Below are 17,388 nucleotides of genomic sequence, written 5' to 3'. Positions count from 1 at the left end.
GCTTATGCACTTCTTGTAAAACCATTCCGGCCATCGGCGGTTATGAATTAATATGGCCGATAAGGATAAAAAACCTACACTGGAGGAGAGCATCATCAACCCCATTGATGGTGAAAAGATTGCGGAAAACCCGCATTTGTTGCCCTATGCCCATGAACGTGGTGGCGCTTCCATCAAACCTATGGACCAGGGTAAGGTGGTTGGGCTGGCTATGTCTGCTATGTATGAGCAGACGGATATGCAGCTCGATCAGATCAAAGCTCAGATAGAATTACTCGCCCGCCAAGCCAATGAGATTCAAAATCGCATGACTATCTCCGAAAGAATCTACGAGGCAGAAATGGGAATTGACCCCATCGTTGGCAGAACCTACCATCTGTATACCCGCAAAGATGGCACCAACGTTCTGAGCCTCGTTTCTCCGGAAGAATGGGGCCCGAAAATTCCTTTCGCCTTTGTGGCGACCATTAAGCTACTGGCTGATCACACCTGGGATATTCTGGTGCGACGCGAAGACGTGGGATAGTCTGGTTATTTTGTGGGCTGACGCATTTCGGAGCTTACAGGCGGCAAAGCAGGAGGTTTTTATTTGGCCTCCAAAGCCTCCAACGTGCGGAGCCTGCCAGACTACCTTACCCCACATTACCAATCACCCGTAGTTGGGTCAGATCAGGCGCTGGTTTACCACCTTCGTCTTCGAGTGTAATGGCGAAGGCAGCTACGCCAGGGAGAAAATCAACTTCGATGATGTCGTCAGCGCTAATGTCAAGTGCCAGAACGCCGAGGTCTTTTGGCCCATCTGCATCGATAGCCCAAAGCTGGTATTGCTTTCCCGCTGGCGGAGGAGGCAGGTTGCTGGGCGTGAAAAAAGCCTTATTGGTAGCCGTATTGTAAAAAACGACAGCTCCGTTATCAGGATGGGATTCTGTGCCCGCCAGGATGATGTTTTGGGTGGCGGGGTTGGTGAGATCCCGCAGTCGCTGCTCGGAGGCCAGCAAAATGTTCTCCGTTTCCTCGCATTCCTGTTTCAGCATTTGCATTTGCTCTTCGAGCTTTTCCTTCTCGGCGGTGAGGGCGGAATGAGTGAAGTAGTAATACAGTATGCCCAGTAAGCCAGCAAGGGCTAGCAGCCAGGGGAGGATGCGCGGGAAACCACCCGCTGAAGTTGTTTTGGTATCGGAGCCTCCCGAAGACGGAGGTGGCTTCGGAGTGGAGCCTCTCGGAAGGTCTTCCAAAACCCGGTCAAGAAGCTCAGGAGATACCTCCGGAGCCATGGCCATGGCCATACCTTCCAGCGTTAGTTCAATCTGTTCAATCTCCTCCCTGATCTCAGGATAGTCAGCGGCATTGGCTTCTACCTCCCGCGTTTCTTCGGGTGGTAGTCGGCCCAGAACATATAGTTCTAATATGCCGGAGCTTATGTATTGCTTAATATCCACGTTCGCTTAGGTATGAGGATGGTTGGAAAGTAAGGTAATCAATAGCAACCAGGTCGCTTCACCACCAAGGTGCTGGCGTAGTTGCTGGATAGCACGGCGCGCTCTGGTTTTTACCGTGCCAAGAGGGATACCAAGTTCTTTGGCAGCCTCTGATTGCGTATAATCTTTGAGGTAAAGCAACAGGATGATGGCCCGATGTTGTTCATCGAGTTGATCCAATAACTTTACTACTCCGATATGGTCCGTTGAGGGAGTCTGACTAAGCTCCTCACGTTTACTTACGACGTCATCAATAACATCGGTTTTTCTATTCTTACGGAAACTCTTCGAACGGATCTTATCAATGGCTGCATTTCGGGCAATTCGGGCCATCCAGGTAAAGAAGCGGCTTTTGCCAGCGTCGTAGGAATCTATATTGGTCCAGATCTTTAAAAGTGTATCGTGTAATACTTCTTCAGACGTTTCCTGTTGATTGATTATTGGCTGAATAATGGACAGTAACGCTCCTGAGTAGTGATGGAACAATAGTCGCATACCTTCTTCATCCCGTTGCCGTAGCAACCGGAGGACAATTTCCTGACGCTCATCTGATTTACTTTTAATAGCCATGGTATTGAAGAAGGATAAAAAAAACTAAGAAGACACTACTAAAATTTTGCTGAGGTCCAGGGCTAATTGTGGTGACAAATCTAATAAATAAGAGGAGAAGTTCGGCGAAAAGAAATTTCTCTTCTCTGGAAACGGTTTATCTTGCACAAATTAATCCCACATCCCAATGAAGCATCTTCTAACTGGCCTTGGTATCGGTATCGTATTTCTGACGGCCTGGCTCTTCCTGCTCAGCTCTGACAAAGCATCACCGGTTGATGATTCTTCCCGGACCAGTTCGGTGAGTGACAATTCAGCCCAATTGCCACAGCGCGTTCGCTCTGTTGACCTGAGCGGCCCCTTCACTTTTGCGGGAGAGGAATTGCCGATGGATAATTTTGACGTGCGCGAACGCCTCGATCAGGAGCTTTTGCGGAATGCTTACTTTCATCGTAATACCATTCTGTTGCTGAAGCGGCGTGCCCGCTATTTCCCCATTATTGAACCGATTTTGGCGGAAGAAGGCGTGCCTGATGATCTGAAATATTTAGCAGTTGCCGAAAGTGGCCTGTCAGAAGCCACCAGTGTTGCCGGTGCCAAGGGAGTCTGGCAATTTATGACGCCTACCGGAAAGCACTTCGGTCTGGAGATCAATGAGCAGGTAGACGAACGCTTTCACCTGGAGAAAGCCACCCGGGCTGCCTGCCAGTATCTGAAAGAGTATCATCGGGAGTTTGGTGACTGGCGCTGGGTAGCAGCGGCTTATAATATGGGTGGCCCTAATGTGCGAAAATGGCGCGAGCGGCAGCGGGCCGAAACGGTATTTGATCTGGACATCAACAGTGAAACCATGGCCTACCTGTTTAGGATCGTGGCCTTAAAAACCATTTTGCAAGACCCGGGAGCCTTTGGCTATGAGATCGGAGCGAATGAGTCTTATCCGGCACTTGACCGGTACCGTACGGTGACAGTTTCAGAGAGTATTGCTAACCTTGGCGACTTCGCGAAGGAACAGGGAACCAGTTATCGCATGCTGAAATTGTACAACCCCTGGTTGGTGAGTGGCGCGTTGCCCATCCGCTCGGGCAATAGCTACGATATCCGTATACCGGATGAGATGTAGAGGCGCTGACGCAGGTGCAAGGAAAGGTTAGGGGCAAGGTAACGTCTGCTCATTGTCTTCACAATAATTACCTTCGCCTCCCGAATCTGATGTCAAGCAATCCATGAAGTCAACGCTCCTCAAACCCTACGCTCATTACGTTCGCCGCAAGGTTCGTAAGGCCGCCGAGCGGGCGGTACTGTCGCAGGAAGAAATCATGCTCGATTTAGTCCGGACGGCCAGGGACACAGCCTTCGGCCGGGACCATGACTTTGCGGGTATCCGGACTTATGAGGATTTCAAGGCCCGTGTCCCCATCGTTGATTACGAAGCTTTCCGGCCCTACGCAGACCGTATTCGCGACGGAGAATCCAACATCAGCTGGGTCGGTAAACCCAAATACTTTGCCAAGACCAGCGGCACGACCAGTGGGGTGAAATTTATCCCGCTCACCAGGCAGAGTATTCCGAACCATTTTGGAACGGCGCGTAACGCACTTTTTAGCTACATCTCCGAAACCGGTAAGAGTAAATGGCTCGACGGTAAAATGATCTTCCTCAGCGGTAGTCCGGAAATGAGCGACACGAACGGAATTCTGACCGGCCGTCTATCGGGCATCGTTAATCATCAGGTACCCGCCTGGTTGCGGACCAATCAGCTACCATCCTACGAAACAAACTGCATCGAAGACTGGGAAACGAAGCTTGAGCGAATCGTAGACGAAACCATCAACGCTGATATGCGCCTGATTTCGGGTATTCCGCCCTGGGTGCAGATGTATTACGAACGTCTGCTGGCCCGAAGCGGCAAAGACACTATTCTGGAGTTATTCCCCAATCTGGAGATGTTTGTTTACGGTGGAGTAAACTTCGAGCCCTACCGGAAGAGTCTCGAAGCCCTGGTCGGTGGCCGCATCCCCAGCGTGGAAACCTACCCGGCAAGTGAAGGCTTCATTGCCTTTCAGGATAGCCAGACCGAAGAAGGCTTACTGCTTAATTCGGACAGCGGTATCTTTTTTGAGTTTGTACCCGCCGGAGAAATTTTTGATGAACGACCTACCCGGCTGAGTCTGGGGCAGGTGGAAACGGGCGTTAATTACGCTATCCTCCTCAATACCAATGCCGGCCTGTGGGGCTATAACATTGGTGACACGGTTGAGTTTGTCAGTCTGAACCCTTTCCGGCTGAAAGTAACCGGCCGGATCAAACACTTCATCTCCGCCTTCGGCGAGCACGTGATCGGTAAGGAAGTGGAAGACGCCATGCGTATTGCCGTAGCTAAACATGGGGTAGAGGTAACAGAGTTTACCGTTGCCCCGCAGGTTACCCCGCCGGAGGGTGGTCTGCCTTACCATGAGTGGTTTGTGGAATACGCCAGCCCACCAGCGGACCCCACTGCTTTTGCAGCAGACCTCGATGAGGCGTTGATAAAACAGAACATCTACTACAAGGATCTGATTACGGGCGGGATTCTTCGCCCGCTGGTGGTGCGTCCAACTGCTCCCGGCGCATTCCGCGATTACATGAAAAGCCAGGGTAAGCTCGGTGGGCAGAACAAAGTCCCCCGTTTGAGCAATGACCGGAAAATTGCGGATAAGCTGGGGCTGGCCTGAGTGTAAGCTTAATTGCCGAGCGGAATCATTATGCCACCGTTGATGCCAATTGATCGCTGGCGGATTTCTGAATTGTCCAGATCGGATTGGTCAGACAGACTGCCATTATAACGCCCCTCCACAAAGAAACGTAGACCGAAGTTGTAGGTCAAACCCGCAACACCGGCAAACTGTAACTCTCCCCGGTTAAGCCGATCCCCGTCAAAATCCACATCCCGCTCTCCGCCTACTTCGGTTACCGTACCGGAAACGGCATAGCTGTACATCGGGCCGGCGCCAAGATAAAAGCCGAGACCATCGTCTGCGCCCAGGTTTAGTTTAACGATGCCCCCGAGGTCAATGTACGCCAGTGTCCGGCTGAAACTGAGCGCGCCAACATCGAAGTTGGTACTGTAGCCTCGATTGAGGTAATTGATTTCCGGCTGTATGCTGATCAGGTCAGTAACCAGTGGGAGGTCGACAAAAATACCAAGCATCAAATTGGTTTCTCCTTCCGTCTCAATTTCGCGGCTATCCAGATCAAAGGTTGCATCAGTTGCATTTGCACCAACCCGCAGACCAAAATGCTGAGCAGAAAGCGAAGAAATGAAACAAGAAAATGCGATCGCAAAAAGTAGATAACTTCTCATAAAAAATTGATGTTTAACGGATGGCAGTTTTTTTTATGCCACCTTGTTGTTTGGTAGAAAGAACGGAAGGGAAAAAAACATGTTCGGTCTGTTGTCAAATCCACTATCCGAGTAACGAAGGGATCATGGATTAAAAAAAGCACCGTGCGAGCAAACAATTCGACCTTAAAAGTATTACTATCATCAGCGAATGAAAAACTATGGTGAACTCACAGATACACCCTTTGCGGCGATTCTTCAGACTGTTGAAACCTGACCGGAAAGAAATAAGCTATATCTACCTCTATGCGGTAATGATTGGCTTGTTAGCCCTTGTTGCTCCGTTGGGTGTTCAGGCAATCATCAACATTATTGCCGGTGGAACGCTTAATGCTTCACTCGTCCTGTTGGTAATGGTTGTTGCCGGGGCAACGGTGCTGGTGGGGGTACTAAAGGTGATGCAATATGTTGTTGCGGAAGCCCTGCAACGCCGGGTTTTTACCCGGGCGGCCTTAGAGTTTGCCTACCGACTGCCCCGGATAAAGCTGGAAGCCTTACAGGAGCACTACCCTCCAGAGTTGGTCAATCGATTCTTTGACACTCTCACGATACAAAAAGGCTTACCCAAAATATTGCTGGATCTCAGTGGGGCCGTTATGCAGATTCTCTTTGGTTTGATTCTGGTCTCTCTCTACAATCCCTTTTTCGCGCTGTTTGGCCTCGTGCTCTGTCTGTTACTTTTTTTAGTGATTCGTGCCATTGCTCCCCGCGGATTACAGACCAGCCTCACGGAGAGTAAATACAAATACAAAGTGGCTGGCTGGCTGGAAGATATCGCCCGTACGAACAATACCTTCAAGTTAGCTGGTGGGGAGCGATTAACGATGCGCAAAACAAACACTTTACTAACCGGCTACCTGGACGCACGTGCCTCTCATTTTCGCGTCCTGCTGTTTCACTACGGTGGTTTGATTGTAATTCAGGCCCTGATTACCTCCAGTTTTCTGTTGTTGGGAGGCTGGCTGGTTATCGAAAATCAGATCAATATCGGCCAATTCGTTGCGGCAGAAATCGTTATTCTGTCGATTGTAAGCTCTGCGGAGAAGCTGATCTTTACTCTTGATGTGGTGTACGATACCCTGACGGGTATTGAAAAACTCAGCTCAGTAACTGACCTGCCGCTGGAGCGAGGTGGTGATCTGCGTTTCGAAACTATTGACACCGGAGAGGGAATGTCTGTTGATCTGACCGATATCACCTTCAATTATATCACCAACGGCAGGCCTGCGCTCCAGAACTTAAACCTGAGCCTGAAAGCTAATGACCGCGTGTGTATTGCTGGTTATAACCGCTCCGGACGGTCAACTCTGGTAAAACTGCTGACGGGGCTTCGCTTCGACTGTGAAGGGATGATCAACTTCAACGGAGTCCCGGTAGGTAATCTGGAAATGGAGAGCCTGCGGCGTAATATTGGTGACTACAGCCCCGATGAAAGCATTTTCCCCGGTAGCCTCAACGACAATATCTGCCTGGGCCACCCGGACGTAAAATTCCAGGACATCAAATGGGCGCTGGAGCTATCTAATCTCTCCAATTGGGTCTCTGAACAGGAAGACGGATATGAATTCGAACTGGTGGCAGAAGGGCAGAACGTTCCTAAGTCAGTGCGGGTACGGCTGTTGCTGGCCCGGGCTATCGTCCGCAAGCCCCGCTTGCTGGTTCTGGGTAGTTTGCTGGAGCAACTGGAGCCTTCGATCCGTATGAAGATCATCAAGGAACTAACGGATAAAAAACAGCCGTGGACCTTAGTCATCGTTAGCAATGATCCCGTCGTAGCGGAAGCCTGTAATCGGGTCTTAGTTATGCGGAAGGGGAGAATTTTACATGATGATACGGCAGAATTCCTCTGTAACCTCCCCGAAATTGCCGAAGTCTGGAACCACTCGAATCCCCCCCGGTAGCAATAGTCCTCCTCGCTGCTCTTCCCAACAAAACCTTGCACCCGCGGCCCCGCGCCCGGAAAACTTAACCCCCCAGAAGAATGCTGAATTTATCTCCCGAACGTGTTTTGAATGACGTAAGTGGAATGGATCTTTCTGCACTTACCCGGGTGAGTCTACCCATTGGTCAACGTATGTTCCGCCGCTGGATGCTCGCCCTGGCCATCATTGGGTTCATTATCCTTTTCCTTCCCTGGACGCAGAATTTCCGGGCCAAGGGCACCGTCACCGCCCTCGATCCTGCCAGCAGGCCCCAAACCATCCACGCTACTATCCCGGGCAGAATCGAGCAGTGGTTCGTTTTTGAAGGAGACACGGTCGCCGTAGGCGATACCATCGCGAGAATGAGTGAAATCAAGCCGGAATACATGGATCCGGACATTGTTGCCAGAACGGCCACTACCCGGGAATCAAAAGCCAGCAGTGCCGATGGCTATCTGGCTAAAGCGAGTGCGCTGGCGCAACAAATCAGCAGCCTGCGCCAGGAACGTGACCTCAAAGAAAGAACCACCCGAAATAAACTGGAGCAAAGCCGTCTCTACGTTACTACCTACGAAGCAGATCTTGCCCAACAGCGAACCCAGGTTGCCATTGCTGATTACCAGCTCCTGCGAGCGGATAGCCTTTACCAGAAAGGCCTCAAGCCACTGACCGACCTGGAAGCCAAGCGGCTAAAGGCGCAGGAAGCTGCGGCGAAATTAACGGCCATCCAAAACAAGCTCGATCAGGCAAAAACAGACGTTGAGCAATCTCAGATAGCCATTGAAGCCGTTGGACCAACCTACGCTAACAAAATTGCTAAAGCAGAAAGCGACCGACAGAGCGCACTGACGGCTTATTACGGAAGCATCGGTGAGGTGGCCAAGCTGGAAACCCAGGAAACGAACTACCGGATCCGGCAGGGCTTTCAATACATTCTGGCGCCACAGGCCGGTGTTGTTGCCCGGATATTAACTCCAGGGATTGGGGAAACCATCAAAGAAGGAGAAGCGATCATTAGTCTCTTACCCGCCAATTTTGTTTCGGCAGTTGAGATATTCGTTGATCCCTTTAACCTGCCGCTTGTGCGTCAGGGGCAGGAAGTTCGCTTTCTCTTCGATGGTTGGCCGGCGGTCAACTTTAGTGGTTGGCCGGGACTTAGCTACGGCACCTTCGTCGGTAGAATCGTTGCCATCGATAATATCATTGACAGCAAAGGGCGGTACCGGGTGCTGGTTCGCCCAAGTGATGACGGACGGGACTGGCCGGCCGTCCTGCGGCCCGGCTCCGGCGCCGAAGGAATTGTCCTGCTGGGAAATGTTCCCGTTTGGTACGAACTATGGAGGCAGCTGAACGCTTTCCCGCCAGATTATTATCAGGACGATCGCTACGTAAAGGAAGCAGAAAAGGGGCTTAAAATGAAAGCGCCGGTGAAAAATGTAATCAAATGATGGAGCGAAAGTTGCGGGGGGCGGGTTGCAGGGTGCAGGTTGCGGGTTGCAGGGTGCAGGGTGCAGGTTGCAGGTTGTGGGGTGCAGGTTGCAGGGTGTGGGTTGCCCGGAGCCAAAAAATATGGCTGTTCCTGATTCTGCTGGTCATTTCTCCGGTCGGGATGAAAGCCCAAAAAGCAATTTCCCTGGAGGAAATGCTCGCCTGGGCAGAAGCTAATCATCCCATGGGGGAGTTAGCGGATGCCGTGGCAGAACGGGGCGAGGCGGCCCTGTTGCAGGCCCGGGGAGCTTTTGATCCGAAGCTGTCCGGCACTTATGATCTGAAGGAATTCAAGAGTACCGAGTACTTCAACTATGGTGAAGCCGGAGTGGAATGGCAAAGCCCTTATGCCGTGAAAATTGCCGGTGGCTACCAATTTGCCCGGGGAACCTACCTGAACGACGAGCGAACGGTTCCTGCCAACGGGCAGGCTTATTTAGCGGTCAAACTCCCCTTGCTGCAGGGGCTGATTACGGATGCCGCCAGAATTGGGCGCGAACGCGGGATGCTGGCAATGGACAGACAGCAGGCAATGGCCGACGTGATCCGTAATGAACTGCGCTACGACCTGGCCACCCGCTACGCCGCCTGGCTCTACGCTGAGCGGGCAGTAGCCATCAATCAGGAGACCGAAGAACTGATCAACGTCTACCTGGAAAACACCCGGGGTCTCTTTCAGCAGGGAGACAAAGCCGCCGTAGATACGCTCGAAGCCAGCGTTTACCTCAACACCCAGCGGCAGGCGACCCGTCAGGCACAGGTAGATGCTGATCTGGCCCGTCGATCCCTGAGCGAACTCTACTGGCCGCTGGAGTTTACGGACATCCCTAATGGCCTGCGCCCCGAATGGCTGATGGTTATCCCTACGGGGAATTGGGCGGCCACTCACCCGGAATTGCAGGAGGCCCGCCTGACCGTCAATGATTACCAGCTTCAGGAACGCCTCAAGCGCGAAATGCTCAAACCCACCCTGGACGTAAGTTACTACCTCCTGGGTGACGGCTTCGACCTGCCGGCAGGCGATGATCAAAACGGCGGTCTGCTGGACCGTGCTTTCAAAGTCGGTGCTAAAGCCAGCTATCCCATCTTCAACCGTAAAGCCCGCGGCGGGGTGCAGGAGGCAGAGCTGAAAATCCGGGAAGGAGCCGCGAAGCTCTCCGCTAAAACCCAGTCGCTGGAACAGAAGTCAGCTGCCTACCAGGACGCCATCGCCGCCTACAACCAGCAACTTTCCGCCGCCGGGCAGCTCGCCGATCAGTCGCGTCGCTTGCTGGAAGCCGAACAGGAGTTATTCTCCCTGGGAGAAAGTACCCAGTTTTTGCTCAACGCCCGACAGCAGAACTTCCAGAAGGCCCTGTTGAATCTGGAGAAGCTGCGCTTCTCGCGGAATAAGGCGGTGGTTACGCTGCGGTATTTGATCGCGGAGTGGTAGCGATGGCCTTAGCCATCTGCTGGCTAACGAAGCGCTTTTTCAATTAGTCTTCGCTTGCCAGCGAACGGCAGAAGCCGTTGCTACTGCCTGGCACGCATCGACTGGCCCAAATACCCGCTGCCCCAGTATACCTCCGATTTCCGGCCCTCCACTGCTTCGGTAAGCTTAGTTTGCACCAGCGGCTGCGCCACCACCAGCGGACCTGAATTTTGGGAGGCGACTACTTTCGTGCCGGAAGGCGCATTAGCCAAGACCAAAGCGCGTCCCTCGCCGGGGATAACAAACTGGTCACTTGATTGATATCGATCTGAAGTTAGTGCCTTGAAAAAACTTCCGTCTCCACGCCCCAGCAGCTGCAACCCATTTCCGGCGTCCATAAACCCTTGAGCCGTCTCCGAGCCATGATCATTTCCAATAACCAGGAGGTCAAGAAAATCATCATCGTTCAGATCAATGGGGAGCATACCGAACACCGGGAAGGATTGAGCTGGTGCTGGTAATTCGTGAAAGACGAAGCCTTCCGGCGTGTTCTCCAGGTAGACGGATTTGGCGTAATTGACGCTGAATTCCTGATAGTCGTCGGGTAATTCTGACAGGTAACTGGCCTTGTCAGCTGCTGCGTAGGAGTTGTGGGTCTTGTGCAGGGATTTGATCTTGGTCACCTGCTTCGCAAAGTCATTGCGGTTGAAGTAGGGATAGTTGCCTCGCTTGCCACTTGCATCAGTGAACCAGGTGAAAGGGATGAAATCCACGCCACCGTTCTGGTCGAGATCGGTGAGGATGGCGGTAACGGGTTCGTCCTGTGTTGGCCGCAGGATACTGTTGTCGCCGAGGTTGCCGGCCAGGTAATCGGTGTCTCCGTCATTGTCAAAATCGCCGGCGGCGAGGGAGTTCCACCAGCCAGATTTTCCCGCGAGCCCCTGACCCTCGGTTATTTCGTTGAACTGACCGCCGTCGTTGGCATAGAGGCGGAGGGGAGACCATTCTCCGGCCAGCAGCAGGTCTGGGTCGCCGTCGTTGTCGTAGTCAGTGAAGAGAGCATCACAGACGTTTTGGGCCGAGGCGATGGCTGCCGTTGCCGCTTCATCCTGAATGAAACGCACAGTACCGTTGGAAGATTCATTGCGCAGGAGCAAACTGGCGACGGGCGAAGGATATTTGTGGGGTTCCACACGGCCACCAACGAAGAGATCGAGGTCTCCATCATTGTCATAGTCAGCGGCGCGGACGCAGGATCCAGAGAAAGTTGTAAGGCCGGCCAGGGCCGCATCGTCGCGCACGTAACGCCCGTTCTCGAAACGGTAGAAACGGTCTTTAAAATCACCGTCTTCCAGCGTAAACTCATAGCTGCCACTGACGACGTAGAGGTCCTCATCGCCGTCACCGTCGGCGTCAAAGAACAAGGCGCCCAGTTCTTCGCGCCGCTCATCGGTCTCGCCATCGATCAGGGAAAGGATGGGCTCAAAGCCATCCGCCGTGCCCTGCAGGAAGGTGCCCGCCTCTTCGTAAGAACCACTAACGTAGATATCGTCAATGCCGTCGTTGTTCCAGTCTGTCACGGCTAGGCCCGGTCCTTGCTGGCTCAGTTTATGCAGCAGCATGGGCTGCACGTTGAAGTCAATGTAATCCTTGTCCACGTGGGTAAAGGCAGGAGAGGGGAGTGCTCTCAGGAAAGTCCTCACCTGGGAATTATCCGGCCTGAGCGGCCCCTTGGCGCCTGAATCCGGAGAAATGGTCAGGGTGCTCCCCGCAGTTGCTTCCCAGTAACGGGCGTTTTGACCGGGGAAGATGGCCTTCACGGTTACCGAACCGCTGGCAGCCGCCAGCACCTCCTTCGAGGTGCTCGATAAGTATCCCCGGTGCGGATGCAAATAATAGACCTGTGAGCCTTGGTCAGACATCACTTCAATTTCCGCCCCAAACATGGCGGCGTCCCGTACCGCAGGGTCTACGGTAATGCGGAGAAAGCCGGGATTCTCTTTTTTGTCCGAAATCGTATTGTTCCGATACACGTGCGCCGGGTCATCGATGTTGTTCACGATGTAATCCAGGTCGCCGTCGCGGTCAAAGTCGGCGTAGGCCGCGCCGTTACTGAAGCTGGTGACGTCAATGCCCCATTCCTCCGTCACGTCATCAAAGATCGGTACACCATCTTCCGTTGGTCTTGCCCGGAAGGCAACGTTAGGAATTTTGACGGAGGGGATTTTCTCCAGCATCTTCTTCACCGAAAAGAAGCGACTGTTTTCGGCGTTGTAGTCGCCGAAGTCTTTGTCCGTAATGTCCCGCGGAAAGCCGTTAGTGATGATGACATCCTTGTTGCCGTCCAGGTTGAAGTCGGCTACCAGCGGCGTCCAGCTCCAGTCGGTGGCCGGCAGGCCCGCCTGCATGGCCAGCTCACTGTACTGAGGTAAACCTTTCATAGAGTCAGACCGTATTCCCTGGCTGATCTGCAAGGTGTTACGCGTAAACTGTGGATGATAACCATAACGTTCTAAATTAATCAAATAGGTGTAGTTGTTGGCCGTTAACATCATTTTGCGTCTGAGGTTGTCGGCGGGGAGCATGTCTACGGCGACGATGTCTGGGATGCCATCGTTGTTCATATCGGCTACATCGTTACCCATGGCGGAGTAGCTGGTGTGTTTTACCAGTTGGCTGGCGATGTCGACGAAGTAGCGGCCGCCATCCGGGCCTTTCGTATTCAGGTAGGCCAGGTCATTACTGAGGTAGTCATTGCTGATGTAGAGGTCCGGCCAGCCGTCCCGGTTGAAGTCCGTCACCGTAACTGCAAGCGCAAAGCCCTGGAAGAGAATCCCCGTCTCCTTGCCCACCTCCGTAAATCTAATCTGTCCATCTACCTCATCCTGTCGGTATAACTTGTCCGTCCGGATCCCGCTACCATCCTGTGTTTTCCGGCTAAACTGGTTAGGCTTGCGGCTATCGATCATTTCATTGACGAGCAGGAAGAGGTCGAGGTCGCCGTCCTGGTCATAGTCCAGCCACGCCGCCTGGGTGTTATGCGTCGTATCGGCGATGCCGTAGGCAGCCGCAACGTTAATGAAGGTCGGAATACCATTGGCATTCTTCCCCTGATTCAGGTAAAGTTGGTTGGCCCGTAGACGGGCTTCCTGCCGCATGGTAGAACAGACGTAAATGTCGTCCAGCCCGTCATTATTGACGTCAACAACAGTGACGCCATTGTTCCAGTTATCACCACCGCCAATGCCTGCCACCTGGCTGACGTCTTCAAATGTCCAGTCTCCCCGGTTGAGGTAGAGCTGGTTTTCGGTGTCGCTGCCGGAGAAGAATACATCGGGCAGGCCATCCTGGTCAAAATCTCCGATCCCAACTCCACCACCATTATAGATGTACTCGTTAGTAAGGATGTTGAAGCTGTCACTTTCACCGGTAAGGTTGGTGAAGGTGATGCCGGTTTCTGAGGGGGAGAGGCGGGTAAAGGTGGTGACTTGTTTTTCCGTGCAGCTGACCAAAAACAGCAACGTTGATAGAAAAATGAGGTACTTCATTTGGAAAGGTGGTTTATCAGGCGGCGGGTGAAAATGGTTCGTTGGCCGGACACTCAAAGGAACTCAAAACTTCGCTCCGCTCCGTGTTGAGCACCTTCGAGGTCCTACTGAACTGAGGACCTCGAAGGTGATAGCCATGCAGCCGGAGGCGGAAGTGCTAACTCCTTTGAGTGTCCGGACTTGACGGGGAGGATTTCAGGACTTAGCAATTTAATTCTACTTAGTCTTCGGGGACCCCAGCATAAACACCCGTAATGCTTCATTATTGGGGCTAATCATTAGTGATTTACCGCCATTAGCCAGGTCAATGAACTGGGCGTCCCGAACTTGCCCCTTAACGGAAATTCCGGATTGCTCATTATCTACGTAAGACCAGTTTCGGTCGCCTTCGTTCAGCAGCAGGCAACCGCGGCCGGCATCCGCCCGGCCTACTTGTGGGGACAGGCCGAAGATGTTGCCGCCGAGCCAGAGATCCGGGCGATCGTCTCCGTTTACGTCACCGATGGCGGCGGTGAACAGCTTGGTTAGTTGTGCCTGCCAGGGGAGTGGTTCGATACGGACGTTACCCTTATCCTGATTCCAGATGACACAACTGCGTAGTTCCTTTGCGTCCCAATTCTGGGTTCTCTCCCGTTCTTGTTCGGTGAAGAGGCTCTCGTAGGTGGCAGCGGCAAAATCTTTGTATTGCAGTGTTTTCTTGCGGAGGTGCGGTAGCTGAGCGTGTAGTTCCCGCTTACTGGCGAAGGGGTAGGGCTGCTCGTCAGCGGGTGGATACCACTCGATGATGAAGTCACTCTTTTTGTTGTCGTCAAAATCCTTGACGTGAAGTTTGAGCGGCTTATCTACGCTGGCACGGAACTTGGAGTTCAGCCCCCAATTAGTGGCAATGAGGTCTTCGCGCCCGTCGCCGTCCAGGTCGGCTGACTCAACGCTGTTCCACCAGCCGGAGCTGTTCGGAATCTCGAAGATCTGACTGATGCTGGCGTTGTTCAGAGTAAAAGCGACGGTGATTGGCATCCAGTCGCCGACCATCACAAGGTCCGGTCGGCCGTCATTGTTCAGGTCAGCCCAGGTGGCATCGGTTACCATGCCTGAGCCACCGATGTCTTGAGGCGTTTGGTTAACCCAGCTGTTGCCTTCGCGGATGAAGAGGAAGGAACCGGGAATGAGGCCGTAGTTGCCGGGCACCGCCCGGCCGCCGATGAAGAGGTCGATGTCTCCGTCAAAATCAATGTCCTCGGGTACGATGCAGCTCACCTCGCCGCCGGCGGTGGGGGAGAGTAGGTGGTTAGAGACCAGTTGGCCGCGAATATTCTCGTAGGTCCGAATGGGGTAGGCCCGGTAACCACGGCTAAATTCGTTGCCGCCAGCGCCAAGCATCAGGTCGTCGTCACCGTCACCATCGATATCGAAGAAGGCGCCGCAGCTGCTTTCGTATTCGGCAGTCGCTTCGAAGAAACTGTTGGGCTCAAATTTAAAGCTGCCATCGGGCTGCTGCAGATAGAGCTTGTCGGGGTCGTCTTGCCCACCAAGTAAAACAAAGTCTTCCAGCCCGTCTCCGTTCGGGTCGCCTTTGACGATCTTAGGCCCGGGGTCAGAAATTTTCTGGAGCAAAAGCGGCTCATGGTCAAAGTCATTGTGGAATTTTTCTGCATGAACGGCGGGCCGATCCAGTAGTCCGGAAGCCTCCGCAAAAAGGGGCGCTGTCGCAGGTGCAGGCCTGGTGGAAGGAGCAGGGCTTGCCTGACTATGACTGACGACTACGGTCTCCTTTACGGAAGCCGTGGCCGCCGTAACTCTCCCGTCGGGCCAGTTAACGACGATCTCCAGCGGGGCATCAATGTCTCCAAGGCCAAAAACCATTTCCCGGCCAACGGAGCTCAGGAAGCCCCGGCTGGTGAATTGCTCCTGCACAAAGGTTTGGGCGCCGGCAGTAACACTGACTTTTGCCCCGATGCCTGCGGGGTTCGTCGCCGGTCCTTCCAGCTTGACCATCAGGAATCCAGCTCCATTTTCCACGCTGTTGTTGCGGTAAATCATGGCGGGCTGGTTGACGTTATTGACGACCAGTTCCAGGTCTCCGTCTCCGTCCAGGTCGCCGTAGGCGGCACCGTTGGAGTAAGACGGTGCGCCCAGGCCCAGAGCGTGGGCCTGGTTGTCAAACTGCAGCTCTCCGCGGTTGAGGAAGGCATAGTTGGGCTGCCGGTTATGCGGCAGCTTCTCCACAAAGTCGCGCCAGTCATAGCGGCCCCGGGCTTCCACCATGGCTTTCACCTTTTCCTTATCGGCCAGAAAGTCAGCGAAATCCAGGTCCATAATGTCCCGGTAAATGCCGTTGGCGACGAAGATGTCCTTCAGCCCGTCATTGTTCATATCGAAGAGCAGAGCTCCCCAGCTCCAGTCAGTGGCCGCTACGCCGGAATAGTGGCCTGTCTCGATGAAGTTGCCCGAGCCATCATTGACCTGCAGGCAGTTCTGCAGGATCTGGTGGTGGTAGTCCGCCTCGAACTTGATGGCTTCGGTATTGTAGCTGTCGAACAGGGTGGCAGATTTCAGGCGGGTATTATCCGAGGGCAGCATATCGGTGGAGAAGATCTCCAGGTCGCCGTCATTGTCCAGGTCTGCTACGTCAGAGCCCATGGAGGAGATGGAAATGTGGTCTATCCGGCTGGTGAGTTCTTCTTTGAAGGTTCCGTCCTGCTGGTTGATGTAGAGGTAGTCTCGTTCCCAGAAGTCATTGGAGACGTAAATGTCCGTCCAGCCATCACCATTGACATCTCCGAGGCCGGAGCCCAGGCCAAAGCCCACCTTACTGCCGAAGATGCCCGCCTCTTCGCTGACGTCGGTAAATACGGGGTGCCCGTCTGGTCCGGGGTCATTGCGTAGCAGTTTATCTCCACCTTCCGGATCGCGGATACTGCGGTTTTCGCCGTTAGGGTTGATGCGCTCTGGGTTGAGATAGGAGTTGTTGAGCAGGTAGACGTCGAGGTCGCCGTCACGGTCATAATCCAGCCAGGCGGCCTGGGTGCCGAAGCCTTCGTCGGCCAGGCCGTAGGCGCTGGCCATTTCTTCAAAACGGGGGTTGCCCGCTTCGTCGTTGCCCTGGTTAATGAACAGTTCATTTGTTCTGCCACTGCCCTCATTGTCGCCGGAGTTGCAGACATATAAATCCTGGCGGCCATCTGCATTAACGTCAACGGCGGTGACTCCGGTTGACCAGGTCATGGCACCTGCGGCTGCGCCCTCCACTTCGGTAAACTGAAGGTCTCCTTCATTGAGGTACATCCGGTTTGGGCCCTGATTGGCGACGAAGTAGAGATCATTGCGGTCATCACCGTTCAGGTCGGCGATGGCCACTCCACCGCCGTTGTAGAACAGCCGGTAAGAAAGCACGTTGAAATCTTCACCGTCTTCGACCTTGTTGACAAAGTCTACACCGCTGGCACTTCCGCCCAGGTCAGTGAACACCGCATTGGCCGGTGCCCGGTAGCCTGAATCGGAAGATTCGCAGCTACTGAACAGGAAGGGGAAAAGAAGGATGGAAAATGGAAAAAGGAATGATCGAATGTCAGATAGCATGAACGCAATTTGGGGAAGGCGAAAATACGAA

The 17,388-nt window shown here is 53.5% G+C and carries 11 protein-coding genes; 6 read left to right on the top strand and 5 right to left on the bottom strand.

The genetic code is table 11. The features are described 5' to 3' along the window. The first annotated feature begins 52 nt into the window (after positions 1–52). Positions 53–526, top strand: coding sequence for a DUF2452 domain-containing protein (locus BM123_RS00740; RefSeq protein ID WP_090164889.1), 474 nt, complete (start codon positions 53–55; stop codon positions 524–526). A 106-nt stretch (positions 527–632) separates the two neighbouring features. On the opposite strand, the gene BM123_RS00735 is transcribed toward BM123_RS00740, so the two are convergent. After that, positions 633–1,439, bottom strand: coding sequence for an anti-sigma factor (locus tag BM123_RS00735; protein WP_090164888.1), 807 nt, complete (start codon positions 1,437–1,439; stop codon positions 633–635). Positions 1,440–1,445: 6 nt separating this feature from the next. Then, positions 1,446–2,048 (bottom strand): RNA polymerase sigma factor, encoded by a 603-nt coding sequence (locus BM123_RS00730; protein WP_090164887.1) that lies wholly within the window; start codon positions 2,046–2,048, stop codon positions 1,446–1,448. 166 nt (positions 2,049–2,214) lie between these two features. Here BM123_RS00730 and BM123_RS00725 point away from each other — a divergent pair, with 166 nt between their 5' ends. Both BM123_RS00725 and BM123_RS00720 read left to right on the top strand, forming a co-directional pair. Then, positions 2,215–3,150, top strand: a complete 936-nt coding sequence (locus tag BM123_RS00725; RefSeq protein ID WP_090164886.1) for a lytic transglycosylase domain-containing protein — start codon at positions 2,215–2,217, stop codon at positions 3,148–3,150. Between the two features lie 103 nt (positions 3,151–3,253). Continuing rightward, a complete protein-coding gene (locus BM123_RS00720; RefSeq protein ID WP_090164885.1) occupies positions 3,254–4,741 on the top strand; it encodes a GH3 auxin-responsive promoter family protein in 1,488 nt (495 codons plus the stop codon). Positions 4,742–4,749: 8 nt separating this feature from the next. Here BM123_RS00720 and BM123_RS00715 read toward each other — a convergent pair whose 3' ends face one another. Next, positions 4,750–5,370, bottom strand: a complete 621-nt coding sequence (locus tag BM123_RS00715; protein ID WP_090164884.1) for a porin family protein — start codon at positions 5,368–5,370, stop codon at positions 4,750–4,752. Positions 5,371–5,615: 245 nt separating this feature from the next. Between BM123_RS00715 and BM123_RS00710 the strand changes: the two genes are divergently transcribed. The 3 genes from BM123_RS00710 to BM123_RS00700 all read left to right on the top strand — a co-directional run bounded on the left by BM123_RS00710 (position 5,616) and on the right by BM123_RS00700 (position 10,251). Continuing rightward, entirely contained in the window at positions 5,616–7,310 is a 1,695-nt protein-coding gene (locus tag BM123_RS00710; protein WP_245748372.1) for a peptidase domain-containing ABC transporter, read from the top strand. Positions 7,311–7,390: 80 nt separating this feature from the next. Then, on the top strand, positions 7,391–8,779 hold the full coding sequence (locus BM123_RS00705) for an HlyD family secretion protein (protein WP_245748371.1): 1,389 nt from the start codon (positions 7,391–7,393) through the stop codon (positions 8,777–8,779). Positions 8,780–8,940: 161 nt separating this feature from the next. Then, on the top strand, positions 8,941–10,251 hold the full coding sequence (locus tag BM123_RS00700) for a TolC family protein (RefSeq protein ID WP_175489206.1): 1,311 nt from the start codon (positions 8,941–8,943) through the stop codon (positions 10,249–10,251). A gap of 80 nt (positions 10,252–10,331) precedes the next feature. Here BM123_RS00700 and BM123_RS00695 read toward each other — a convergent pair whose 3' ends face one another. Both BM123_RS00695 and BM123_RS00690 read right to left on the bottom strand, forming a co-directional pair. Further along, complete coding sequence (locus BM123_RS00695; RefSeq protein ID WP_090164881.1) at positions 10,332–13,778, bottom strand: FG-GAP repeat domain-containing protein; 3,447 nt, start codon at positions 13,776–13,778, stop codon at positions 10,332–10,334. A 216-nt stretch (positions 13,779–13,994) separates the two neighbouring features. Then, on the bottom strand, positions 13,995–17,357 hold the full coding sequence (locus tag BM123_RS00690; protein WP_175489205.1) for a VCBS repeat-containing protein: 3,363 nt from the start codon (positions 17,355–17,357) through the stop codon (positions 13,995–13,997). Positions 17,358–17,388: the final 31 nt, after the last annotated feature.

The organism is Neolewinella agarilytica (assembly GCF_900110645.1).
GTDB lineage: Bacteria > Bacteroidota > Bacteroidia > Chitinophagales > Saprospiraceae > Neolewinella > Neolewinella agarilytica.
The sequence above is the reverse complement of the archived record's forward strand: the minus strand, read 5'-3'. Positions and strand labels throughout refer to the sequence as shown.